The sequence below is a fragment of the Achromobacter sp. JD417 genome (genome assembly GCF_041879325.1).
In the GTDB taxonomy this organism is placed as follows: Bacteria; Pseudomonadota; Gammaproteobacteria; order Burkholderiales; family Burkholderiaceae_B; genus Achromobacter; species Achromobacter mucicolens.
This window is the reverse complement of the sequence record NZ_CP087159.1, coordinates 2,712,705-2,735,289: the sequence shown is the minus strand read 5'-3', so window position 1 is coordinate 2,735,289 and position 22,585 is coordinate 2,712,705. Positions and strand designations below refer to the sequence as shown.

Here is a 22,585-nt window from a genome sequence, read left to right as displayed (position 1 = left end):
CCCTCACGCCATGCCCGATATGACGCCGGCGACGACTTACTGGCGGATCGGCGCGCTCATGGTTCCCGTGCCCGGCGCGGGGGCCATGCCGGGAGCCGGCGCCATGCCCGGGGCGGGAGCCATTCCGGGTGCGGGCGCCATGCCCGGGGCGGGAGCCATTCCGGGTGCGGGCGCCATGCCAGGGGCCGGGGCCATGCCCGGGGCGGTGCCGGCGGGCACTTGAATCACGGTTTCGCGCAGCACGCCGCCGCCCTGAACGCTACCGCGCACATTGCTGGGCGAGGTCATCTGGGTGACGCAATTCTGGCGCTGGGCTTCCGGCAAGCGGCTGCAGCGGGCCAGCATGTTCTGCTGAAGTTGTTCAGGGCTGTCGTCCCGCAGATTCTGGCGGTTGCGCTCCTGGCGCGCCGCGCCGGCTTCGCGCAGGCAGGTATCCAGCGGTTGGCCGGTCGTGCCGCTCTTGCAAGCCGCGACGTCCTGCTGGTAGCGCGACTGCGACGAGTCGGCATTGCCGGATTGCGCGTGCGCGGCACCGGCGGCAAGCATCAGTCCGGTCGTGCACAACATGGCGGCGAGGCGCTTCGTAGGCAGGGAAACAGAAGTCATGGTCAGCTCCTTTAGAAGAGATTGAACCCGGGCGGCTCGGTCTTGCGCCGCGCCGCCCACTGACATCACTATCCCATGACCTGGCGATGGGGGACATAACCAGCGACGTGAATTCGTAAGGTTACGTTTCAACGCCAATCGGGGTCGCGCCCCAAATTCAGCGCGCGTCTTTGTCCGCCTCGGCCTTGGTGAGGCGGTTGCGATAGGTCGCGGCGCGCATCAGCAGCATGGCCGTGACGGGCGAGGACACAATCAACAGCAACGTGATGATGACCTCGTGAAACACGGGCCGCGCCGACAGCGCCGAGAAGACGAGAATGGAAGACGCCAGCACGCAGGCGCAACCCATCGTGTTGCCCAGCGTGGGCGCATGGATGCGCGACTGGAACGTGCGAAAGCGCAGCAGGCCGGCCGAACCGGTCACCGCCAGCAGCCCCCCCAGCACCAGCAGGATGCAGGCCGGAATGCCGGCCCACAGCGGGATATCGACGTCCATCATGGCTCGATGACCTCGCCGCGCAGGAGAAAGCGCGCCATTGCCGTGGAGCCCACGAAACCGAACAGCGCGATCAGCAGCGCAATGTCGAAGTACACGGACGAGCCGGACCGGATGCCAAACACCAGCATCGTCAGCATGCCGTTGATGTACAGCGTGTCCAGGGCCAGGACGCGGTCCTGGGCGGTGGGGCCTCGCAACAGGCGGATGGTGGCAAACACCATGCCCAGCGCAAAGCAAAGCAAGGCAAAGGATGCCGCCCAATACAGTACGGAATTCATTCGAACATCTCCATCAACGGGCGCTCGTAGCGCTGCTGCACCAGCTCGATCCACTCATGTTCGTGCTGCAGGTCGAGCACGTGCAGTTTCAGGCTGTGGTCTTCGGTCAGGTCCACCCAGACGGTGCCGGGCGTATAGGTGACGATGCAAGCCAGCATCGCCAGACCATGCGGGTCGCGCATGGTGAGCGGGATCAGGATGAACCCGGGTGAGAATTCGTTGCGGCGCGGGTTCAGGATCAGCCGCGCCACCGCGATGTTGGACTTGATGATGTCCTTCGTCACGCGCAGGAAAAGCGGTATCACCTTCCAGAGGCGGCGCGGGCGCGCCCGCAGCGGTCGCAGGCGCGAGGCGGCCCACGTGAACCACAGCGCCAGCGCGATGCCCAGCGCGATCTGCCCCGCGGACAGGCTTTCGTTGAGCACCAGCCACAGGACAAACAGCAGGGTGGGCAGGATCAGGAAGTAAAGACGGCGCATCAGCTTCCTCCCTTGACGCCGCGCACGGTCTGCGCGGACATGACGGCGTCGATGTAAGACGCGGGCTGGTCAAGCGAACGGGCCGCGTCGTCCAGGTAGGCGGACACGGGACCGGCGCCCGCGGCCAGGGCCACGCAAAGCAACACCAGCGCCGCGACGGGGCCGGCCTCGATGACGCGAAGGCGCGGCGTGCTGCGGTCGTCGCTGGCCCAGAAAATACGGATGCCGGTGCGGCCCAGGCCGATCAGGCCAGCCAGGCCCGACACCAGCACGGCCGCCACAAGAATCCAGGCGTCCATGGGCGGCGCCGATTCGGTGGCCGCCGAGACGGCCGCCGACAACAGCGAGAACTTCGCCACGAAGCCGGACAGCGGCGGCAAGCCGGTCACCAGCAAGGCGCACGAAATGAAGGCCAAGCCCAGGAACGCCATCGCGGCGGGGATCGCCACACCGACCACGTCGTCCGATCGGTTCACAGAGGTCGGATCATCCAGATCGAAGGCGTCGAGCGTAACCGCGAGCACGTTCGCGCCGAAGCTGCGGGTGCGTTCGATCAGCTCGGCCAAGAGGAAAAACGCGCCCGTCGTCAGCACCGAACTGATCAGGTAGAACAGCGCGGGACCGGTGAGAGTGACGCCCGGCATGCCCAGCGCGGTCAGCAGCGTGCCGGCCGACACGATGACGCAGTAGCCGACCATTTTTTCCAGTTGCTGGGTGGCCAACAGCCCCAGGGCGCCGAACAGCAGCGTGGCCAGTCCGGCAGCAAACATCCAGTCCAGGCTGAAGGCGGCGGGCGCGCCCGTGGGCAACAGCAGCGAGCCGATGCGCAGCAAGGCGTAGATGCCGACCTTGGTCATGATGGAGAACATGGCCGCGATGGGTGCGCCAGCCGACCCATAGCCCTTGACCAGCCAGAAGTTGAGCGGCCAGGCGCCCGCCTTCACGAGGAACGCCACGCCCAGGATGGCGGCGCCCGCTTCGAACAGCATGCGCTCGGCGCCCGTCAGATTGCCCGCGCGCAAGGCCAGGTCGGCCATGTTGAGCGTGCCGGTCACGCCGTAGATCAGCGCAATGCTGATGAGCAGCAGGAACGAAGCCACCAAATTCACGGCGATGTACTGCAGGCCGGCGCTGACGCGCGCCACGCCGGACCCATGCAGCAGCAAGCCGTAGGACGCGGCCAGCAGCACCTCGAAGAACACGAACAGGTTGAACAGGTCGCCGGTCAGGAAGGCGCCATTCAGGCCCATCAGCAGGAATTGGAAGAGCGAGTGGAAATGCACGCCCGCGCGGTCCCACCGCGCCAGCGCGTAGACCAGCGTGGCCAGTCCCAGCACCGCCGTCAGCGTCAGCATGACTGCGGCCAGACGGTCGACCACCAGCACAATGCCGAACGGCGCCGGCCAATCGCCCACGAGGTAGGCCCCTACCCCGTTTTCCCAGACGCCAGGTACGCCGCCGCCAGCCACGAACAACAGGGAAATCGCGGCCGCCAATTGGGCAAGCGTCGACAGAAGCGCGATGCCGCCGCGCGCATAGCGGTTGGTGTCGGCGAGCAGCAGCATCGCCGCGCCCGCGACCAGCGGAATGATGATGGGCAGAACCGGAAGATGTTGAAGCCAGAAACTCAAGATTGGGACTCCCGTCCATCAACGTGGTCGGTACCCGTAAGGCCCCGTGAGGCGAGCAGCACAACCAGGAACAGCGCGGTGGTGGCAAAGCCGATGACGATGGCGGTCAGCACCAGCGCCTGCGGCAGCGGATCCGCATACCAGGAAGGATCATGCGCCATGGCGGGATCCACCACCGGCGGCTTGCCGGACGTGAGCCGGCCCATGCCGAAGATGAAAAGGTTGACCGCGTAGGAGACCAGCGACAGGCCCATGATGAACTGGAACGTCCGGGGCCGCAGCAGCAGCCATACGCCCGAGCCCGCCAGCACGCCGATCGCGGCTGCGTATATCAATTCCATCAGGCTTCTCCTGTTTGAGCGGCGGCCGCCTGGAGTTCGGCGGCGGCCTTGCGTTGCGCGCGCAGCGATTGGTGGGCAAGCGCCACCAGCACCAGCACGGTGGATCCCACGACCAGCATGTAGACGCCCAGGTCGAACAGCAGCACGCTGGACACGTGGACATGACCGATCAACGGCAGCGCGACATCCCAGGCCAGCGCGGCGAGGAAAGGCTTGTAGGCCAGCCACGCGCTCACGGCGGCGATACCTGCGGACAGCAGCCCGATGCCGATCCAGTTCTGGGGATTCAGGCGGCTGCGGGATTCGACCCAGTACACCCCGCCCACCATGTATTGCAGGATGACGGAGGTGGCGAAGATGAGGCCGCCGACAAAGCCGCCGCCCGGCTGATTGTGGCCGCGCAAGAGGAAGTACACGGAAATCAGCGCGGCAACCGGCAGCAGCAGGCGCACCAGCACGGCCGGCACCATCATCGAGCCGGCGGGCACCACCGACTTGATGTCGGGCGCGTCTGGAATGCCGCCGTCCTGGTCCATCTGCTGGCGCGGAATGTCCGCGCTCTCGGCGGCCGGGCGGAACCGGCGCAGCAGCGCGTAGACGGTCAGCGCCACGATGCCCAGCACGGTGATTTCGCCAAACGTATCGAACCCGCGGAAGTCCACGAGGATCACGTTGACCACATTGGTGCCGCCACCGTCGGGCAGCGCCCGGTCCACGAAGTAGGACGAAATGGGATTGGTCTGGGGCCGCGCCAGCACCGAATAGGCCAGCGCCGACATGCCCGTGCCGGCCGCCACCGCCAGCAGCAGGTCGCGCAGGCGGCGCCCGCGCGCCATCAGCGTGGCCTTCAGGCTTTCTTCGTCGTCCTGCACGATGCGCCGCGGCAGCCAGCGCAGGCCCAGGAGCAGCAGCACCAGCGTCACGACTTCGACGGACAACTGGGTCAGAGCCAGATCGGGCGCCGAGAACCAGACAAAGGTCAGGCAGGTGATGAGCCCTGCCCCGCCGGCCAGCGCCAGCGAGGCCAGGCGGTGGTACTTGGCCTGGAACGCGGCGGCCAGCGCGCACGTGCCGCCCACGATCCACAGCAATGCGAACACCGGGTCGACGGGCGTCAGGCGCACGGCGCCGTCCAGCCAGCCGCCCGCGCGCAGCGGCAGCCACGCAACGAACAGCGTGCCGACCACGATCAGCACCATCTGCACCTGCAGGCGCGTGGACGACACCCAGCGCAACAGCCACGCGGCGGCAACGCTGGAACCGTCCAGCAGCGCCTCGAACGTGCGGCGGCCGTCCAGGCGGTAGATGAACGGCACGCGGCCCGGATTGGCGCGCTGATGAGCACGCAGGGCCAGGTACAGCAGCACGCCCGCCGTGGTGGCGACCAGGCTCATGGCGAGCGGCAGATTGAAGCCATGCCAGACGGCCAGGCTGTAATCGGGCATGTTTTCGCCCAGGATGCTTTGCGCAGCGGTGGCCAGGAACGGGCCCACGGTCAAGCTGGGAACGATGCCGACCAGCAGGCACATGAGGACCAGCAGCGCGCTGGGCAGCAGCATCCAGCGCGGCGGTTCGTGCGGTTCGCGCGGCAGGTCGGTGGCCGGCGGGCCGAAGAACACCTGCAGGATGAAGCGCAGCGAGTACGCCACGCTGAACGCGCCGGCAATCGTGGCCAAGAGCGGCAGGCCAAGCTGCACGTAGCGGTCGGCGCTGACGAAGGTGGTCTCGGCAAAAAACATTTCCTTGGACAGGAAGCCGTTCAGCAGCGGCACGCCCGCCATCGAGGCGGCGGCCACCATCGCCAGCGTGGCGGTGATGGGCATCGCCTTGTACAGACCGGACAGCCTGCCCAGGTCGCGGGTGCCGGTTTCGTGGTCGACCACGCCCGCCGCCATGAAGAGCGACGCCTTGAACGTGGCGTGGTTGATCATGTGGAAGATGGCCGCCACCAGCGCCAGGGTGCTGTTCAGGCCCAGCAGCAGCGTGATGAGGCCCAGGTGGCTGATCGTGGAATAGGCCAGCACCCCTTTCATGTCCTGCTGGAAAATGGCTGCGTAAGCGCCCAGCACCAGGGTGATGAGCCCAAGGCCGCCGATGATCCAGAACCATTCGTCCGTGCCCGACAGCACGGGCCAGAAGCGCGCCAGCAGGAAGACGCCCGCCTTGACCATCGTTGCCGAGTGCAGATAGGCCGACACCGGCGTGGGCGCGGCCATGGCGTTGGGCAGCCAGAAATGGAACGGGAACTGCGCGCTTTTGGTCAGCGCGCCCAGCGCCACCAGCACCAGCACGGCCGGATACCAGGGGTCGGCCCGGACCAGGTCGCCCGACGCCAGGACGCGGTCCATGTCGTAGCTGCCGACGATGTGGCCCAGGATCAGCACCCCGGCCAGCAAACAGAGCCCGCCCGCCCCGGTGACCGTCAGCGCCATGCGGGCGCCCCGGCGCGCGTCCAGGCGGTGGTGCCAGTAGGCGATCAGCATGAAGGACGCCAGGCTGGTCATTTCCCAGAACAGCACAAGCTGGATCAGGTTGCCCGAGAGCACCACGCCCAGCATGGCGGCCATGAAGGCTTGAAAGAAGGAAAAGAAACGCGGCACCGGGTCTTCGGGCGACATGTAGTAGCGCGCATACAGCACCACCAGCGCGCCCATGCCCGAGACGATCAGCGCGAACAGCCAGGCGTAGCCGTCCATGCGCAGGGTGAATTGCAGTCCGAGGGCGGGCGCCCAAGGTATGTCGGCCCGTATGACGCCGCCGTTGGCGACGTCGGGATACAGGGTCGCGATCAGAACCACGCAGACGAGGGCGATGAGGCCAGCCAGCCACGCCTCGGCGTTGCGGGCGTTGGAAGGCAGCAGCGCGGCGCACAGGCTGCCGGCGAACGGCAGAGCGAGGATCAGGATCAGCGACATGGCGTTCCGAAAATGTCCGGGCCCCCTCCCGCCAGCGCAAGGCAGCGAGAGACGAAACAGACCGGGGATTGAAAAACGGACGGAACCCTGGCCCGGTGCGCCGCTGCACTACACGTTGCCCCGTGGGGACATCAACCAACGCCAATTGAACGGCGCAGACAGAAACAAACGCAATAGCTTTCTTGCAAGACCGGGCAAGAATCTCAGCCGAAAAATATCAGATTCTTGTAAGTTATGCAGAGATTTATGTGAGTAATCAGCTAATGACAGCATGATGACTGCGCAGCGTTTGCGCACTGAAAGCGTATCGAAAGGCGTTCAACTGGCTGTCAGACACACTTTTTCCTCTAACTCCCGCCATCTTCGCGGAAATGGAAAGCGTCTGAAAATTTTTGCCTTTCATCATGACAGGGACAATCCCAAGTTGACCGTGGGGACATACCTGTGTGGAATTGCGGCCACGAGGCGTTGGCTTGCCGGCACCCCCGGCAATGCGCGCTTCACCGAAGCCGGTCCAAGAAGCCGGCCGGCTCGGAACAACAATATGGAGAAGACTCTTGAACGTGTTGTCACATGCCAAAGCCGCCCTGGCCCTTGCCATCGCTGGCGTCTGCTTGACCTCCGCCGCTCAGGCCGCCGACCCCTACCCCAATAAACCCATCCGGCTGATCGTTCCGTTCGCAGCGGGCGGCACGACCGATATCGTGGCCCGCGTGGTGGCTGAAGGCCTGGGCCGTGAGCTCGGCCAGCCCGTGGTCGTTGAAAACCGGGGCGGCGGTGGCGGCTCCATCGGCGCCGACGCCGTGGTGCGCTCCGCGCCCGACGGCTACACGCTGGGCGTGGCCACGGTGAGCACCATGGCCACCAATCCGGCCACCAATCCCAAGAACCCGTACAACCCGCTCAAGGACTTTGCGCCGATCACCAATATGGTGAACGTGCCCAACGTCATGACGGTCAACCCCAGCGTGCCCGCCAAGACGCTGGCTGAATTCATCACCCTCCTGAAGAACAACCCCGGCAAGTACAGCTATGCCTCGTCGGGCGCGGGCGGCATCAGCCACCTGGACGGCGAACTGTTCAAGTCGCTGACCAAGACCGACATGGTCCACGTGCCTTACCGCGGATCGGGCCCGGCGCTGAACGACGTCATCGCCGGCCAGGTCAATGTGCAGTTCGACAACCTGCCCTCCTCGATGCCGCACATCCAGGCGGGCAAGCTGCGCGCGCTGGCCGTGGCGGCGCCCAAGCGCCTGCCCGCCCTGCCCGACGTGCCGACGTTCGCCGAAGGCGGCCTGCCCGACATGGACAACATGGCGTGGTACGGCCTGGTGGCGCCCGCCGGCACGCCGCAAGCGGTGATCGACCGCGTCCACGCCGCGGCGGTCAAGGCGCTGAAGGATCCGAAGATCGCCCAGCGCCTGGCCGACGGCGGCTCGCTGGTGGACGGCAACACGCCGGCCGAATACGCCGCGCAGATCAAGCGCGAACTTGAACTGCGCCAGCGCATCGCCAAGGACCGCAACATCGTCCTGACGAACTGATACCCCAGTTCGACATGAAGGGCGCCAACGCCGGTTGGCGCCTTTTTTCGCCTCCTGCGCCGCTTGACGGCAATTGCCCGGGTGGTAGCATCTGCCCCGTGCAATCCGACATATCCTCCCTTCCCTGCGTCACCTGCGCCCTCTGCGCCCTGCGCTCAACGCTGTTGAGTTCGCAGGAGGTCGCCGCGCGTTCCGCTTACGCGCGGTCCAAGCCCGGCTAATCGCCCGCTTTTCCCCTTTCTGATTTCCTTGCTCCGGCCCGTTGCCGGCTGCCTGCGCTCATCCACGCGCGCCGCAGCCTGAAACCGGCCGGCGGGCGCACTGCCGCGTGGCGGGCGCCCGTCCCCATTTCGCCTGCGCACGCCTTCACGAGAGCTGGCGCGGCGGCCACGCACCGTCTTCGATTCAGCGCCATGCAACTCACCAAGAAATTCGTCAAAGCCAAGAACCCCTGCGCGGGCGGCTACAAATGGTTCCTACGCGACCACAACGGCCAGGGGGACTACCAGGCCGTGCTCGACGCGCTCGTCGCCGACGGCCGCGTCGGCGACGCCTGCTGGCTGCTGGATCAGTTCGGCCCGACCGACGCCGTGCTGCGCCTGGACACGCTGGACGCGAACGCCATCGTGTTCGCGGGGACGCTGGAAGTGCGAATGGGCATCAACGTGGACACCGTGGTGCGCGCCGGACGCAGCATTGTCACGGGCGGCGGCATCCGGGCGGGCGAATCGATCGTCGCGGGCGAGAACATCACGGCCGGCGGCAACATCGCCAGCGCCGGCAACCTGCGGGCGGGCGGCGACGTGGCGGCCGACTGGGGCATCGAGACGACCGCCCGCCTGGACTGCGCCGGCAACGTGCGCGCCAAGTGGGACATCTGCGCGGGCCAGGATCTGGCCGTGACCGGCCACCTGCATGCCGGGCAGGACATCAGCGCGCAAGGCGCCATCAAATGCGGGCAAGGCATCAAGGCGGGCGGCGGCGTCCGCGCGGAACAGGAAATCCATGCCGCCTGCGGAATACAGGCAGGCGGATCCATCCAGTGCGGCGATCATCTTGCCTGCGGGTGGGGCTTGATCGCCGGCGAGGACATCCGCGCGGAAGGTGCCATCCGGGCGGGCGAAGGCGTGCACGCGGCGGGCATCATCGCGGCCGGCCCGGGACACGGCGTCTATGCCGGCCTGAGCGTGCGGCTGGACGCGTGGGACCTGTGCGCGCGGGTCGTGGCGCAGACGCGGCCTGCTCAGCTCGTGAGCGGTCATTGGGCGGGGCCGGACGGCGCGCTTGACGCGCCCCCGACGGACGCCACACCGCCATGGAGCGGCTGGATGGACGTCGGCGCGGCAAACGGCACGGTCCCGGGCGGCGGCCCGCGCGCCTGAAAGCCGTGCCAGCGTCTGCCGAGGGCGCTATCGCTGCTGCTGCCCCTGATCGTTTCCCGACGCCGGATGGCGCAGGACGAGCATCAGCCCCGTCAGGATCGCGGCCATGCCCGCCAGGCTGAGCGCCGGCAGGCGATTGCCCAGGATCACGTAGTCCAGCGCGGCCGTGCCCACCGGCACCAGGTAGAACAAGCTGGTCACGTTGACGAGGTTGCCCGCCTGGATCATGCGGTAAAAAAGCAGCGTGGCGCCCACCGAGATCACAAGGCCCATCCAGATCAGCGGCACGATAAAGCCGACGCTCCAGTCGGCATGCAGCGGCTGGAAAGGCGCAAACAGCAGGCACAGCACAAGGCTGACCGCGTACTGCAATGGCATCACCGCCATTGGCGCCTGCCGAACGCGCTTTTGCAGCAAGGCGCCGCCCGTCATGCTGGCCAGCGCGGCGCAGGCGTAGGCGATGCCAGCCACGGACAAGCGGGTCAGCGCGATGCTTTGATACACCACCAGCACCAGGCCGGCCAGCGCCAGGCAAAGCCCTGCCAGACGCGCCGGGGCATAGCGGCGCTCGGTCAGCGCCAGCGTCAGGATGGGTTGCGCGCCAAGCAACGTGGCCAGCACGCCCGGCGTCACGCCATGATCCAGCGCGAGCAGATAGCAGATGGAGTAACTGCCGATCAGCAGCGCACCCGTCGCGGCCACCTGAATGCGCGTGCCGGGCTGGGGCAGCCATCGCCGGCGGGGTGCGCAGATCAGGAGCAGCGCCGCCAACGCGAGCAGGAAGCGGCACAACAGAAATCCAAAGGCGGAGGCGTGCGACAGCCCCCATTTTGCGAAGATCGCGCCGCCGCTCCACAGCAGCACGAACAAGGTGGTGGACGCGCGGGCAGTCCACGCGCTTCGGTTGATGGACATGAGAAATCACCTGTCTGAATGGCAACAGACTCCAGCCCGGCGCGCGATGACGCGCGCTCTCGGGCGCGCGCTGCTCAGACGGCAGACGTCACGCGGCTTGCGGCGCGGCGCGAGGGGTCAGGCGGGAGAAGAGAAAGCGGCAGGTCAGCCGACGACGGCCGACACGGGACGGCGCAAAGCCACCCCTGGCGGGCACACGCCCGGCACCACACCGCAGGGCGGCGAGGCGGGCGGCGGCGGCGCCGCGTTCTTGACAGGAGAGACTGCCGGCGGAGAACCGGCAGAGAAGAAAGCCGGCACGCGCGCGCAGGCAAGACCGGCGCGGACGGCGCGGGCAAGCATGGCGAGAGGCGTGTGATCAGGCATCGGGGCAGCCTACCGGCCGCGGGCCGAAGCGTCAAGCGTTGGCGTGGGCGCTATCCGATCCGGCGCTGCTCCACGCCCATGTCCCGCCATGCCTCGCCGTGGCAGGTGAACATGAGGATCTGGTGCCGGGTGGCGGCGTCAAAGAGCGCCCGCTTCATGAAGTCGCGACGCGCGTCGTCGGTGTGCACCAGCGCATCGTCCAGCAGCAGCAGCGTGGGCCGGCCGGCCTCGCGCAGCAGATCCGCGTAGGCAAAGCGCGCCAGGATGCCAAGTTGCTCGCGCGTGCCGAAGCTGAGCGCCTCCAGCAGATCCTCGCCGTCGCCGCGGCGCAGCGCCGTGGGCAGCAGCGCATCGTCCAGTCGCAGCGCGGCGTCGGGAAAGAGCAGCGCCAGATAGTGGTTGAGCCGCCGGGCGAGCGGCGCCTGCAGGCGCTGCGTGGCCGCGGCGCGTTTGTCGGCCAGCAGCTTTTGCAGCAGGTCCAGCGCGGCGGCGCGCCGCGCGAACTCGTCGCGGCGCCGTTGCAGGCGTTCGCAGGCCGCCTGCATTTCGGACAGGCGTTCGCCCAGCCCCTGCGCCCCGGCCTGATCCAGCTTGCCCTGCAACTGCAGGATGTCGCCGTGGCGCTTGTGCTGCGCATCGCGTTCGATGGCGGCGGATTTCTCGAACCGCAGCACGTCCTGCTCGGCCAGCTCGGGCCGGTGTTCGGCCAGCGCGGCGCGGGCCTCGCGCACGCGGGCGTCGAGCTGGTCGTGGGCGCTGCGCACTTCAGCGAGCCGGCCGGCGCGCGCCTGCCGTTGGGCCACGCGTTCAGCGGACTGCAATTCGGCGCCCCGCGCAGCCGCCTGACCTTCCAGCAACTGGGCGCGGGCCGTGTCGGCGTCCAGCGCGCGCTGCGCATCGGCAACCGCCTTTTCCGCCTGGGCGGCCACCGCTTCGGCTTCGCGCAGGGCCTGGATGGCGTCCGGCAGGCCGTCGTCGTCTGCGTCCGCGACATCACCGGGCACACCGTCGCTCAGGTCCTGCGCGGGGGGCAGTTTGGACAGCCGTTCCTGCAACTGGGCAAGACGCGCCAGCGCTTCGTCGCGCTGCGTGCGCAGCGCATCCACGCCGCGCGGCGCATGAATGCCCAGGGTTTTGCGCATGCCGTCCAGCTCGCGCTGCAACGCGGTGTAGCGGGCGTGGCGTTGCTCGGCGTCAGTCAGGGTGTCGACGCCCGCCCGCTTGAGCAACGCGGCACATGCCGACTCCGCGCGCGCCAGGTCGCGCTGCAGGGCCGGCAGATCCTGCCCGCCGGGTTCGATCTGCAGGCGGCCCACGCCGGGCAGGTCGAGTTCGGCCGCGGCCGTCAGCAGGACCTCGCCCGAGCCGCTGACCGCCTTGCCATCGAGCAAAGCTTGCGCGCCGGCATCGAGCTGGTAGCGCAGGCGCGTGGCCACGGCCTGTTGCTGCAATTGCAGATTGCCCAGTTCGCGGCTGGCCTTGCGCAGGGCTTCGATTTCGGCGTCGGAGATCTCCAGGCGCACGGCCTCGGTCTTGAGCGCCGATCCTTGTTCGATGAGGTGGGTGACCGCGATCAGGGCGGTGTCCAGGCGTTCGATCTCGGGCGTGAGTTGCGCCAGCTGGCGGTCCAGATCCCGGCGGTCGGCTTGCGCCTGAAGCTGCGCCACGCGACGGCGCGCGGCCTCCAGGGCGGCCGCATGCGATTGCCGCTGCTGCTGGGCGCGCACGAGCGGCTCCTGCATTGCCTGCACATGCGCGTGCGCGGCGCGCGCATCGCGCAGCAGCGACTGGTAGTCGGCTTCGTCCTGCTGATCGCGCCGGACCTGATCCTGCAGCAGCGCAAGTGTCTGCGCTGCCTGCGCCTGCTCACGTTGCAACCCGTCGAAGGCTTCGCGTTCCTTGGCCAGCGCGGCCAGCCGTGCGCGGGCCTGCACAGCCTTGGTCTCGAAATCCTTCCAGGGCTGCTCGGCCTGCGCGCGTTCGTGATCCCGCCGCAACTCGGCCAGCCTGTCGACGTCGGCGTTCAGTTGCGCCATGGCCTGCGCGCACGCGTCGCGCTCGGACGTGGCGCGGGCAAGCGCGTCTTCGGCGTCCTTGTAGCTGCCCTTGGGCCGGCCGTTGCGCGCATCCAGCAACGCGGCGCGCTCCGCCGAGACGCGGTCGAACAGGCGATCGCCGTCGCTGGACGCCAGCTCGCCGGAGAGCTGCGTCAAGGCATCGCGCAGATGCGAGCCCGCGTAGCCCGCGGCTTCGTGCAGGTTCTGGCCATCGCCCTGGCGTATCCAGAGCAGGCCCGGCACGCCGGCCAGGTCGGGTTTGCTCTGGCCGCGTCCGGGCAGTTCAAAGCCCAGCAAGACCGCCAGCGCGTTTTCGGCCTCTTCGCCGTCCAGCCGCTGCGCGCCGTCGTCGACGACGAGTTCGCAGCGGGCCTTGGACAGGAACTGCTTTTTCAGGACATACGAGTGATCCGCGTGCGTGAAGGCCAGCTCCACGCTGGGGCGCGCGCCCGACTCGCCGTGCGGCGCCAGGTCGGCGACCTTGCTGGTGCTGTAGCGTTCAAGGAATGCGGCACGGATGGCGGCGGCAATCGTGCTCTTGCCGGCCTCGTTGGGACCGACAAAGAGGTTCAGGCCGTCTTGCAGTTTGTCCAGCGACAACGGCTGGCGGAACTTGCGGAATTCTTCGAGGGCGATGCGCGAGATCTTCATTTGGCGGCTCCCGGCGCAGCGGTTTCACGCTGGAAGCGCAGCAGCAGGCGCAAGGCCTCGCTGGCCACGGCGGACGGGTCGTCTTCGGCATGTGTTGCCTGGGTTGCCTGCAGCGCCTGCAGTTGCGCGGCGACCTCGCCCACATAGCCACTGGCACGCAATTGCGCCAGGTCGGCTTCGTCGGGTTCGAGCCGCACGCCCGACAGATCCGGCAGCAAGGCCCGCACCTGCGCGGCGGCTTCTCCCACCGCCTTTTGCAGCGCGTCCCAGGTTTCAAGGTTGACGTGGCCCTGCACATCCAGGCGCAACACGTCATCGGCGCGCAGCGCTGCCATGCGCTCGGCCAGCGCCTGCGCGTCTGACGATAGGCTGAGCGTCTCTGTCCAGGCCGACCAGCGATACCGGCCCGTGGCGATGCGTTCAACGACGGGCGCCATGCCGGGCGCGCCGATCTGCACGTCAAGCACGTAGCCGGGCTCGTTGCCCCGGAAGCGGTCCTGTTCGGGCGTGCCGGCATACCAGGTGCGAGCGTCGATGGACAGGCAGCCGTGCCAATCGCCCAGCGCCAGGTAATCCAGACTGGCCCGGTCCGCGCGATCGGGCGCGATGGGGTTGGTGGCGTCGATCGTGTCGGGCAGGCGGCCGGCAACGCTGCCGTGCGCCAGGCCCACGCGGATGCGCCCTGCTGGCGTTTCCAGCGCATCGAAGGCCTGCGTGACGTCGTCGTAGGTATGGCGCTGCGTGAGCGGGGCCGCAAGCACGGCAAGGTTGGCCTGCGGCAGATCCACCACGCCGGTGACAAGCGGGACATGCACGTTGGCGGGAATGCAGCCCAGCTGCATGGCGCGGCTCCAGACGCTGTCGGCCAGCGCGGCATCGTGGTTGCCGGCGATCATGACCCACGGCCCGGTGTAGGCGGACATGGCGGCAAAAAGCCGGCGGATGGTGCGATCCGAAACGGCTTGCGTGTCGAAGACGTCTCCGGCGACCAGCACGGCGTCCACGCGGCGCTCGTCGGCCAGGGCGGCGATGCGGGCCACGACCTCGAAGCGGGCCTCGGCCAGCATGGCGGCATCGTCGGTTTCAAACTGGCCGTACTGACGGCCGATCTGCCAGTCGGCAGTGTGCAGGAAATGGGTCATGCGGCGATTTTGGCATAAAGCGGCGGGCCTTCCGGGCCCTCGCCGTGCTCAATTCAGCACACACAAAAAGACGCGGGCCGCATCGAAGCGGCCCGTCGGGGGGTGCGCCGCCAGCGGCGCGGTGGGCGGATCAGGCGCCCTTGCCGTTCAGCACCAGTTGCTGACGGGAAGCGGCGCGCCGGTCGTAGCGCGACAGGCCAAGCCCGTCGGTGCTGATCGCGGGACGCTGGCCCATGACGAGGTCGGCGACCAGCTTGCCGGAACCGCAAGCCATGGTCCAACCCAGGGTGCCGTGGCCCGTGTTCAGATAGAGGTTGCCGTAGCGCGTGGCGCCGACAACCGGCGTGCTGTCCGGCGTCATGGGACGCAGGCCCGTCCAGAACTCGGCCTGGGCCACGTGACCGCTGCCCGGGAACAGGTCGTTGACGACCAGTTCCAGCGTCTTGCGGCGGGCGTCCTTCAGGCGCAGGTCAAAGCCGGACAGTTCCGCCATGCCGCCGACGCGGATCCGCTGGTCAAAGCGCGTGACGGCGACCTTGTAGGTTTCGTCGAGAACGGTCGACACCGGCGCGGCGGCCTCGTCCTTCATGGGGATGGTCAGCGAATAGCCCTTGACCGGATACACCGGCAGGTCCAGTCCCAGGGGTTCCAGGAAACCGCGGGTGTAGCTGCCGAAGGCAGCCACGTAGCGGTCGGCCGTCAGGACCTCGTTGCCCACGCGCACGCCGGTGATCTGGCCGCCGGCCGTGTTCAGCCCCGTGACGCTTTGGTCAAAGCGGAAATCCACGCCCAGTTCGGCCGCCATGTCGGCCAGCCGGCGCGTGAAGAGCTGGCAGTCGCCGGTTTCGTCATTGGGCAGGCGCAGACCGCCGGAAAGCTTGTGGGCGGAATTGGCCAGCGCGGGTTCGGCCGTCACGAGGCGGTGGCGGTCCAGGAGTTCGTAGGGGACACCCACCTCTTCGAGCACGGCGATGTCGCGGCGCGCGGCCTCCATCTGGGCATCGGTGCGAAACAGCTGCAGCGTGCCCCGGGTGCGCTCTTCATAGTGGATGCCGGTGGAAGCGCGCAGTTCGCGCAGGCAGTCGCGGCTGTACTCGGCCAGGCGCAGCATGCGCTCCTTGTTGACGGCATAGCGGTCGGCCGAGCAATTGGCCAGCATGGCGGCCATCCATTTCAGCTGGTACAGGCTGCCATCCAGGCGGATCGCCAAGGGCGCGTGCTTTTGAAACAGCCATTTGATCGCCTTGAGCGGAATGCCGGGCGCCGCCCACGGGGTGGAATAGCCAGGCGAGACCTGTCCGGCGTTGGCGTAGCTGGTTTCCTGCGCAGCTGCGGGCTGGCGGTCCAGCACGGTCACTTTGGCGCCCTGCCGGGCCAGGTAGTAGGCAGTGGTGGTGCCGATGACGCCGCTGCCAAGGACGATCACATGCATGATTCTTTCCGATAGTTGGTTTTGTCTGGGAATTTCGGTAGTCTATGACCCCTTCGGCAGTGAAAAACACTGAAGATTTTGCTTTACCAGTGCTTTTTCTCGGGCCACCCCCGTTTTTTGACCCGCAAAAGTGAAATGCGCGACCTCGACCGAATCGACCTCAAAATCCTCGATATCCTGCAGCGCGAAGGCCGGATTTCGGTCACCGAATTGGCAGAGCGCGTCAGCCTGTCGGCCACCCCCTGCTCCGACCGCGTCAAGCGCATGGAGCGCGAGGGCGTCATCACGGGTTACCATGCGCGCGTCAATCCGGCGGCGCTGGGCAAGAACCTGCTCGTCTTCCTGGAAATCAAGCTGTCGGCCAAGTCCGGCGACGTCTTCGACAAGGTCAAGAAAGAGCTGCTGTATGTCCCGGAAGTCATGGAGTGCCACCTGGTGTCGGGCGACTTCGACTATCTGGTCAAGGCCCGCCTGACCGAAATGAACGAGTACCGCCGTCTTTTGGGCGAAATCCTCAAGCGCCTGCCCGCCTCCGCCGAATCGCACAGCTACATCGTGATGGAGGAAATCAAGGAGACGCTCTTTCTGCCGGTGGACCGGTAGGGCCTGTTCACACTAAAAGAAGGGATGCGCCCTGCCCCGGCCACGTGCGGCCGCCGGGTTGTTACCGAAAAAACCGTTGGCGGCTGCTATGCTGCGGCCCTCCCGGCGAACCAATGCGTTCGTCCGACCCTATTTTTGCTCTTGCCTATGACCCGTCTTTATAAATACTTCTTTCGCGGCCTGATCACCGTCCTGCCGCTGGCGCTGACGATCTACCTGCTGTATCTCTTTCTGGCCTGGACGGAAGGCGTGGCGCTGACCTTCCTGCGCCCCTTCATCGGCGGCTTCTACGTGCCGGGCATGGGCCTGGCGCTGGGGATCCTGGGCATCCTGGCCATCGGCTATCTCGTGTCCAAGCAGCGCGTGCAGCGCGTTTTGACGCTGGTCGAGATGCCGTTTACCAACCTGCCGGTGGTCAAGAGCATCTATTCGTCGCTCAAGAGCTTTGCCGACTACTTTTCGCCCAGTTCCAAGAACACCGCCCAGCAGGTCGTCGTCCTGCGCATCCCGGGCCAGCAACTGGAGTTGGTGGGCCTGGTGACCCGCCGCGGCACGGACGGCCTGCCCGAAGGGTTCACCCAGGGCGAACGCGTCGCGGTCTACCTGCCGATGGGCTACATGATCGGCGGCTACACCGTCTTCGTGCCGCAGGAATGGGTGCAGCCCATCCAGATGTCGGTCGAGGAAGCCATGCGCTCGTCGCTGATCGCCTGGATGGCGCGCGCCGAAACCGGCAACAACCGCCCCGTGCCTCCCGCCGGCCCGCAGGCGCCCGTTGAAGCGCCCGCGGAAGCCCCCGCCGCTGCCCCGGCTGCCACTTCGCCCGCCAACCCCGCCGCCCCGGCCAATCCCGGCAACCCCGGCAACGGCCCGGCCTGACCCCGCCGTTTCAAAGCCCCATCATGTCCATCATCGAATTCACGCTCGCCGAAGGCAGCCCCTATATCGAGATCAACCAGTTGCTGAAGGCGACCGGCCTGTGCGACAGCGGCGGCGCCGGCAAGATGCTGGTGGCGGACGGCCAGGTCAGCGTCGGCGGCGTGGTCGAAACACGCAAGACGGCCAAGATCCGCGATGGCCAGATCGTGACCTGCGGCGGCGTGCGCATCGTGGTTCGTGCCTTTGCCGGCCAGCATGACGACGCGGGCGAAAGCGCCTGATTTCCTGTTGATCCCCATTCGCCGCGAGCCCTCATGAAACTGAAGATGTCCCAGAACTCCATTTTTGCCGTGCTGCTGCGCTCGCCGTGGTGGATGAGCGCCGGCGTGGCGGTGCTGCTTTGCGCTGGCGGCTTTGCCGCGCTGCCACTGGAGTATGCCGCGATGGGCGTCTTTGCCGCGGTGCCGTTCGCCGTGATCTCCCTGATGGCGGCCTATAAGCAACTGCGCGCCCCGTCCGGCGCGCGCGTGCAGGCGGTCACCGAAGCGGTTGCCGCGATGTCGTGGGCCGACTTTTCGCGAACCGTTGAAGCCGGGTTCCGGCGCGACGGCTGCGAGGTCGAGCGCCTGCAGGCGCCCGGCGCCGATTTCGCGCTGACCAAGGACGGCCACGTGGCGATCGTCAGCGCCAAACGCTGGAAGGCCGCCAGGAATGGCGTGGAACCGCTGCGCGAGCTGCAGGCCGTGCGCGAAAAGCGCGGCGCCCGCGAAGCCATCTACATCGCGCTGGGCGATGTGTCAGACAACGCGCTGCAATACGCGAAGGCGCAGGGCGTCTCGCTGATGACGGCGCCGGAACTGTCCAAGCTGCTGCGCGACCTGAAAACCTGAAAGCCTGAAAACCCGAATGCCGCCCGGCGCGGCCTACACCACCATGACCGACGTGGCCGCCACGACGCGCCACGCGCCCGATGCCGAATCGGGCGCCCAGGTCCGCATGAAGCGGAACGTGCCGTTGGCCGGGATCCCGTTGTAGCTGCCCGAGATGCGAGCCAGCACCGACACCACTGCGCAATCGGTCCGCGGCAGGATGCACTGCTCGGACAGGTCCAACGCGTGAATCTTGAGCAATCCGCCGCGGTGGGCGTCCAGGTCGTCTTCGCGCGTGACCCTCCAGCCCATGTGATTGACGAACAGTAGCTCCGGATCCAGCAGCGCCTCGAGCGCGGCAATGTCCGAGGACAGCATGGCCTGGCGCAGCCGTTCCTCGGCGGCCTGGATTGCGGCGGTGATCGAAGCGTGCATGGCGTGGGTTCCGGGAGTATCTTGGGATGAAAACACGATTTTCGGCCCGCACTATACCTACGATTTTTCAAGATGACCTATCGCCTCCTTGCCGACCTCGTGCTGCTTATCCACGGACTGTTCGTCGCGTTCGTGGTCTTTGGCGGCCTTCTGACGTTGTGGAAACCGCGCATCGCGTTCTGGCATCTGCCGGCGCTGGTCTGGGGCGCGCTGGTGATCGGCATGGGCTGGATCTGCCCGCTGACGCCGCTGGAGGTGTCGCTGCGCGAACGGGCCGGCCAAGAGGGCTACGCGGGCGGCTTCATCGAACACTACATCCTGGGCATCATCTACCCCGAAGGCATCACCCGGACCACGCAGATGCTGCTGGCGGCGCTGCTCATCGTGGGCAACCTTGTCATCTACACCGTGTGGGCGCGGCGCCGGGCGGGCGCGCGCCGCGAGGCCGCGGCGGCTTGCAGATAAGAGGCGCCGCGGCGCTTCCCGTTGGGCTACAGGCTACGCGCGATCACCAGGCGCTGGATGTCGCTGGTGCCTTCGTAGATCTGGCAGACGCGCACGTCGCGATAGATGCGCTCGACGGGAAAATCCTTCAGGTAGCCATAGCCGCCCAGCGTCTGGATCGCCGCCGAGCAGACCTTCTCGGCCATCTCGGACGCAAACAGCTTGGCCATGGAGGCCTCGGTCAGCGCCGGCCGGCCCGCTTCGCGCAAGGCCGCGGCGTGCAGCACCATCTGGCGCGCGGCGTGTATCTGGGTCGCCATGTCCGCCAGCCGGAACGACACGGCCTGGTGCTCGATGATCGGTTTGCCGAAGGCCTGGCGGTCGCGGGCGTAGTCGCGCGCGTATTCGAAGGCGGCGCGCGCCATGCCGACCGATTGCGCCGCGATGCCGATGCGGCCGCCCTCCAGGTTGGATAGGGCGATCTTGTAGCCCTCGCCTTCCTCGCCCAGCCGCCAGGCGGCCGGGATGCGCATGTCCTCAAAGGCAATCTGGCAGGTGTCGGACGCGTGCTGCCCGAGCTTGTCTTCCACCCGCAGCACCTTGTAGCCGGGCGTGCTGGTGGGCACGATGAACGCGGAGATGCCGCGCTTGCCCGCGTCCGGGTCGGTGACCGCGAACACGATGACGGTCTGCCCGTTGCGGCCCGACGTGATGAATTGCTTGGCGCCATTCAGGATGTAGTCGCCGCCGTCGCGGCGCGCGCGGGTACGCAGGCTGCTGGCGTCGGACCCGGCCTGCGGCTCGGTCAGCGCGAACGCGCCGATGTGTTCGCCGCGCGCCAGCGGACGCAGGAACTGCGCCTTCTGTTCGTCGTTGCCGAATTTCAGGATGGGCATGCAACCGACCGAGTTGTGCACGCTCATGATGGTGGAGCAGGCGCCGCTGCCTGCGGCGATTTCCTCCAGCGCCACCGCATACGCGAGGTACCCGCTGTCGTTGCCATCCCACGCTTCCGGCACCAGCATGCCGAAAAAGCCCAGTTGCGCCATCTCGGCGATGGCATCGGCGGGATAGTGATGCTCGCGGTCCCATCGCTCGGCGTTGGGCGCCAGGCGCTCCTGGGCAAACCGGCGCGCCATCTCCTGGACGCTTTGCTGTTCGTCGGTCAAAAGCATGCTTGTCTCTCCTGCGGCAGCCGGCGGGCAAGCCGCGGCGCGCGATTCTTGTGGTGTGCACGCGCGGCATATGACGGAACGCGCCGCGTGATTGCGAGAATACACCGGCGCAGGCTAGGCCCGGGGCGCATCCTGTTCCGCGCGCTGCTGCGCCGGTCCCATCGCGCGGCTCAGGTTGTAGGCCGTGTTCACCAGCCCGATGTGCGAGAAGCCCTGCGGAAAATTGCCCACCAGCCGGCGCCGCACCACGTCATATTCCTCGGACAGCAGCCCCAGGTCGTTGCGCAGCGACAGCAGGCGGTCGAACAGCCGCTGCGCATCGCCCAGCCGCCCTTGCATCACGTAGGCATCCGCCAGCCAGAAGCTGCAGGCCAGGAACACGCCCTCCTCGCCTTCCAGGCCATCGTCGGTATCCTGGACGGCGTATCGGCGCACCAGCCCGCCGTGCATGAGCTCGCGCTCGATCGCGTGCACGGTGCCGGTCACGCGCGGGTCGTTGGGCGGCAGAAAGCCCACCTGCGGGATCAGCAGCAGGCTGGCGTCCAGCGCTCGCGAGCCGTAGCTCTGCACGAAGCAGCCTCGCGTGCGGTCAAAACCGTTTTCGCAGATGTCCTTGTGGATGCGTTCACGAATCCGGCGCCAGACTTCCACCGGCCCTTTCAATCCCCAGCGCTCGCAGGCCTTGACCGCCCGGTCGAACGCCACCCAGCACATCACCCGAGAATGCGTGAAGGCGCGGCGTTCGCCCCGCACCTCCCAGATGCCGTGGTCCAGTTCGCGCCAGCGCTGCTCCAGCGGCTTGAGCAGCACGTTCTGCAGGCGCCAGGCCTCGGCCAGCGGCGCCAGATCGGCAACGCGGGCCGCATACAAGGTGTCGATGAGCTCGCCGTAGATGTCGAGCTGGCTCTGCCCCGCCGCACCATTGCCCCGGCGCACGGGCCGGCTGCCCTCGTAGCCGGGCAGCCAGGGGATTTCCAGCTCCGGCAGCCAGCGGTCCCCGGCAATGCCGTACATGATCTGCAACTGGTCCGGGTGGCCGGCCACTGCGCGCAGCAGCCATTGCCGCCATGCCTCGGCTTCCTCGCGATACCCGGCGTTGAGCAAGGCGTACAGCGTCAGCGCCGAGTCGCGCAGCCAGCAGTGCCGGTAATCCCAATTGCGGCCGCCGCCCAGCTGTTCGGGCAGCGAGGTCGTCGGCGCGGCGATGATCCCGCCGGTGGGCTGGAATGTCAGCAGCTTCAGCGTGATCAGCGAGCGCACCACCGCGTCGCGGGCGCCGTCGCCCGGTCCGTCCCAATGACAGCGCTTGGACCACTCCTGCCACCACGAGACGGTGCGGTCCATGCTTTCGACCCGGTCGGGCACGAACCGGGGCGTGCGGTGCGAACGGTGATACGACAAAGTGAACGGCACGACGCGCCCGGGATGCACCGCAAAGCGCGCCGTCGTCTTCATGTCGTGGCCTTCCAGCTCGATGGGCGTGTGCAGCTCGACCGCGTCCGGCCCGGCGATGGCGTTGAGCCCGTAGTCGCGCCGCCGCACCCACGGCACGCTCTGGCCGTAGTTAAAGCGCAGGATCAGCTCCATGTCCATCTGCACGTGGCCGGACTCGCCGCGCACGATGCGAACGACATCCACCCGCTCGTCGTCGTCGCTGAGCGGCATGAAGTCCTGCACCAGCACCGACCCCGTGCGGGTCTCGAAACGGGTTTCCAGCACCGCCGTGTCGGGCACGTAGCGGCGCGACGTCGCGCGGACCTTGCCGTGCGGCGCAATGAGCCAGCGCCCATGACTCTGGTCGCCCAGCAACGCAGCAAAGCACGCGGGCGAATCGAAGTGCGGCAGGCACAACCAGTCGATCGAGCCGTCCCGCGCGACCAGCGCCGCGGACAGCATGTTGCCGATGAGGCCGTAATCCTCGAGCGGTTTGGACATGCCGGTC

21 protein-coding genes are annotated in these 22,585 nt (G+C 67.5%); 7 read left to right on the top strand and 14 right to left on the bottom strand.

Going from position 1 to position 22,585, the window contains the following annotated elements:
• Window positions 1-36: 36 nt before the first annotated feature.
• The 7 genes from LN047_RS12615 to LN047_RS12585 form a co-directional block, all read right to left on the bottom strand.
• Window positions 37-606 carry a hypothetical protein gene (locus LN047_RS12615; protein ID WP_373981913.1) on the bottom strand — a complete coding sequence of 190 codons (570 nt, stop codon included), beginning with the start codon at window positions 604-606 and terminating at the stop codon, window positions 37-39.
• 157 nt (window positions 607-763) lie between these two features.
• Complete coding sequence (gene mnhG, locus LN047_RS12610) at window positions 764-1,105, bottom strand: monovalent cation/H(+) antiporter subunit G (RefSeq protein WP_056317327.1); 342 nt, start codon at window positions 1,103-1,105, stop codon at window positions 764-766.
• Complete coding sequence (locus LN047_RS12605; RefSeq protein ID WP_373981912.1) at window positions 1,102-1,383, bottom strand: K+/H+ antiporter subunit F; 282 nt, start codon at window positions 1,381-1,383, stop codon at window positions 1,102-1,104. The genes mnhG and LN047_RS12605 overlap by 4 nt, the downstream gene beginning before the upstream one ends.
• Entirely contained in the window at window positions 1,380-1,862 is a 483-nt protein-coding gene (locus LN047_RS12600) for a Na+/H+ antiporter subunit E (protein WP_262760096.1), read from the bottom strand. The genes LN047_RS12605 and LN047_RS12600 overlap by 4 nt, the downstream gene beginning before the upstream one ends.
• Complete coding sequence (locus LN047_RS12595; protein WP_262760095.1) at window positions 1,862-3,493, bottom strand: monovalent cation/H+ antiporter subunit D; 1,632 nt, start codon at window positions 3,491-3,493, stop codon at window positions 1,862-1,864. The genes LN047_RS12600 and LN047_RS12595 overlap by 1 nt, the downstream gene beginning before the upstream one ends.
• Window positions 3,490-3,834: a Na+/H+ antiporter subunit C gene (locus LN047_RS12590; RefSeq protein WP_056317316.1), complete on the bottom strand. Its 345-nt coding sequence runs from the start codon at window positions 3,832-3,834 to the stop codon at window positions 3,490-3,492. The genes LN047_RS12595 and LN047_RS12590 overlap by 4 nt, the downstream gene beginning before the upstream one ends.
• Window positions 3,834-6,749, bottom strand: coding sequence for a monovalent cation/H+ antiporter subunit A (locus LN047_RS12585; protein WP_056317313.1), 2,916 nt, complete (start codon window positions 6,747-6,749; stop codon window positions 3,834-3,836). Before LN047_RS12585 ends, LN047_RS12590 begins: the two co-directional genes overlap by 1 nt.
• Before the next feature lie 557 nt (window positions 6,750-7,306).
• Here LN047_RS12585 and LN047_RS12580 point away from each other — a divergent pair.
• Complete coding sequence (locus LN047_RS12580; protein WP_063955899.1) at window positions 7,307-8,293, top strand: tripartite tricarboxylate transporter substrate binding protein; 987 nt, start codon at window positions 7,307-7,309, stop codon at window positions 8,291-8,293.
• A gap of 413 nt (window positions 8,294-8,706) precedes the next feature.
• Window positions 8,707-9,675, top strand: a complete 969-nt coding sequence (locus tag LN047_RS12575; protein ID WP_373981911.1) for a hypothetical protein — start codon at window positions 8,707-8,709, stop codon at window positions 9,673-9,675.
• Between the two features lie 27 nt (window positions 9,676-9,702).
• Here LN047_RS12575 and LN047_RS12570 read toward each other — a convergent pair whose 3' ends face one another.
• From LN047_RS12570 to LN047_RS12555, 4 genes are all read right to left on the bottom strand, one after another.
• Window positions 9,703-10,590, bottom strand: coding sequence for a DMT family transporter (locus tag LN047_RS12570; RefSeq protein ID WP_373981910.1), 888 nt, complete (start codon window positions 10,588-10,590; stop codon window positions 9,703-9,705).
• A 416-nt stretch (window positions 10,591-11,006) separates the two neighbouring features.
• Window positions 11,007-13,664, bottom strand: a complete 2,658-nt coding sequence (locus LN047_RS12565) for an AAA family ATPase (RefSeq protein ID WP_373981909.1) — start codon at window positions 13,662-13,664, stop codon at window positions 11,007-11,009.
• Complete coding sequence (locus tag LN047_RS12560; RefSeq protein WP_373981908.1) at window positions 13,661-14,806, bottom strand: exonuclease SbcCD subunit D; 1,146 nt, start codon at window positions 14,804-14,806, stop codon at window positions 13,661-13,663. The genes LN047_RS12565 and LN047_RS12560 overlap by 4 nt, the downstream gene beginning before the upstream one ends.
• Window positions 14,807-14,936: 130 nt before the next feature.
• Window positions 14,937-16,238, bottom strand: a complete 1,302-nt coding sequence (locus LN047_RS12555; protein WP_373981907.1) for a D-amino acid dehydrogenase — start codon at window positions 16,236-16,238, stop codon at window positions 14,937-14,939.
• A 135-nt stretch (window positions 16,239-16,373) separates the two neighbouring features.
• On the opposite strand from LN047_RS12555, the gene LN047_RS12550 reads away from it, so the two are divergent.
• The 4 genes from LN047_RS12550 to LN047_RS12535 all read left to right on the top strand — a co-directional run bounded on the left by LN047_RS12550 (window position 16,374) and on the right by LN047_RS12535 (window position 18,610).
• On the top strand, window positions 16,374-16,841 hold the full coding sequence (locus tag LN047_RS12550; protein ID WP_056317296.1) for a winged helix-turn-helix transcriptional regulator: 468 nt from the start codon (window positions 16,374-16,376) through the stop codon (window positions 16,839-16,841).
• Window positions 16,842-16,988: 147 nt separating this feature from the next.
• Window positions 16,989-17,720: a DUF502 domain-containing protein gene (locus LN047_RS12545; protein ID WP_373981906.1), complete on the top strand. Its 732-nt coding sequence runs from the start codon at window positions 16,989-16,991 to the stop codon at window positions 17,718-17,720.
• A gap of 23 nt (window positions 17,721-17,743) precedes the next feature.
• Complete coding sequence (locus tag LN047_RS12540) at window positions 17,744-18,001, top strand: RNA-binding S4 domain-containing protein (protein WP_226849197.1); 258 nt, start codon at window positions 17,744-17,746, stop codon at window positions 17,999-18,001.
• A 33-nt stretch (window positions 18,002-18,034) separates the two neighbouring features.
• Window positions 18,035-18,610, top strand: a complete 576-nt coding sequence (locus tag LN047_RS12535; RefSeq protein WP_373981905.1) for a restriction endonuclease — start codon at window positions 18,035-18,037, stop codon at window positions 18,608-18,610.
• Between the two features lie 33 nt (window positions 18,611-18,643).
• Here the strand turns inward: LN047_RS12535 and LN047_RS12530 are convergent, their stop codons facing one another.
• Window positions 18,644-19,024, bottom strand: coding sequence for a nuclear transport factor 2 family protein (locus tag LN047_RS12530; protein WP_373981904.1), 381 nt, complete (start codon window positions 19,022-19,024; stop codon window positions 18,644-18,646).
• Between the two features lie 72 nt (window positions 19,025-19,096).
• Here LN047_RS12530 and LN047_RS12525 point away from each other — a divergent pair, with 72 nt between their 5' ends.
• On the top strand, window positions 19,097-19,489 hold the full coding sequence (locus LN047_RS12525; RefSeq protein ID WP_373981903.1) for a DUF2784 domain-containing protein: 393 nt from the start codon (window positions 19,097-19,099) through the stop codon (window positions 19,487-19,489).
• A gap of 26 nt (window positions 19,490-19,515) precedes the next feature.
• Here LN047_RS12525 and LN047_RS12520 read toward each other — a convergent pair whose 3' ends face one another.
• Window positions 19,516-20,643, bottom strand: coding sequence for an acyl-CoA dehydrogenase family protein (locus LN047_RS12520; protein ID WP_373981902.1), 1,128 nt, complete (start codon window positions 20,641-20,643; stop codon window positions 19,516-19,518).
• Window positions 20,644-20,757: 114 nt separating this feature from the next.
• Window positions 20,758-22,578 (bottom strand): glycoside hydrolase family 15 protein, encoded by a 1,821-nt coding sequence (locus LN047_RS12515; RefSeq protein WP_062841486.1) that lies wholly within the window; start codon window positions 22,576-22,578, stop codon window positions 20,758-20,760.
• Window positions 22,579-22,585: the final 7 nt, after the last annotated feature.

What these genes read in the sequence shown, in the direction of transcription:
- LN047_RS12615 (WP_373981913.1), bottom strand. Translation starts at nt 606, where the DNA reads ATGACTTCTGTTTCCCTGCCTACGAAGCGCCTCGCCGCCATGTTGTGC.
- mnhG (WP_056317327.1), bottom strand. Translation starts at nt 1,105, where the DNA reads ATGATGGACGTCGATATCCCGCTGTGGGCCGGCATTCCGGCCTGCATC.
- LN047_RS12605 (WP_373981912.1), bottom strand. Translation starts at nt 1,383, where the DNA reads ATGAATTCCGTACTGTATTGGGCGGCATCCTTTGCCTTGCTTTGCTTT.
- LN047_RS12600 (WP_262760096.1), bottom strand. Translation starts at nt 1,862, where the DNA reads ATGCGCCGTCTTTACTTCCTGATCCTGCCCACCCTGCTGTTTGTCCTG.
- LN047_RS12590 (WP_056317316.1), bottom strand. Translation starts at nt 3,834, where the DNA reads ATGGAATTGATATACGCAGCCGCGATCGGCGTGCTGGCGGGCTCGGGC.
- LN047_RS12585 (WP_056317313.1), bottom strand. Translation starts at nt 6,749, where the DNA reads ATGTCGCTGATCCTGATCCTCGCTCTGCCGTTCGCCGGCAGCCTGTGC.
- LN047_RS12575 (WP_373981911.1), top strand. Translation starts at nt 8,707, where the DNA reads ATGCAACTCACCAAGAAATTCGTCAAAGCCAAGAACCCCTGCGCGGGC.
- LN047_RS12570 (WP_373981910.1), bottom strand. Translation starts at nt 10,590, where the DNA reads ATGTCCATCAACCGAAGCGCGTGGACTGCCCGCGCGTCCACCACCTTG.
- LN047_RS12565 (WP_373981909.1), bottom strand. Translation starts at nt 13,664, where the DNA reads ATGAAGATCTCGCGCATCGCCCTCGAAGAATTCCGCAAGTTCCGCCAG.
- LN047_RS12560 (WP_373981908.1), bottom strand. Translation starts at nt 14,806, where the DNA reads ATGACCCATTTCCTGCACACTGCCGACTGGCAGATCGGCCGTCAGTAC.
- LN047_RS12555 (WP_373981907.1), bottom strand. Translation starts at nt 16,238, where the DNA reads ATGCATGTGATCGTCCTTGGCAGCGGCGTCATCGGCACCACCACTGCC.
- LN047_RS12550 (WP_056317296.1), top strand. Translation starts at nt 16,374, where the DNA reads ATGCGCGACCTCGACCGAATCGACCTCAAAATCCTCGATATCCTGCAG.
- LN047_RS12545 (WP_373981906.1), top strand. Translation starts at nt 16,989, where the DNA reads ATGACCCGTCTTTATAAATACTTCTTTCGCGGCCTGATCACCGTCCTG.
- LN047_RS12540 (WP_226849197.1), top strand. Translation starts at nt 17,744, where the DNA reads ATGTCCATCATCGAATTCACGCTCGCCGAAGGCAGCCCCTATATCGAG.
- LN047_RS12535 (WP_373981905.1), top strand. Translation starts at nt 18,035, where the DNA reads ATGAAACTGAAGATGTCCCAGAACTCCATTTTTGCCGTGCTGCTGCGC.
- LN047_RS12530 (WP_373981904.1), bottom strand. Translation starts at nt 19,024, where the DNA reads ATGCACGCTTCGATCACCGCCGCAATCCAGGCCGCCGAGGAACGGCTG.
- LN047_RS12525 (WP_373981903.1), top strand. Translation starts at nt 19,097, where the DNA reads ATGACCTATCGCCTCCTTGCCGACCTCGTGCTGCTTATCCACGGACTG.
- LN047_RS12520 (WP_373981902.1), bottom strand. Translation starts at nt 20,643, where the DNA reads ATGCTTTTGACCGACGAACAGCAAAGCGTCCAGGAGATGGCGCGCCGG.
- LN047_RS12515 (WP_062841486.1), bottom strand. Translation starts at nt 22,578, where the DNA reads ATGTCCAAACCGCTCGAGGATTACGGCCTCATCGGCAACATGCTGTCC.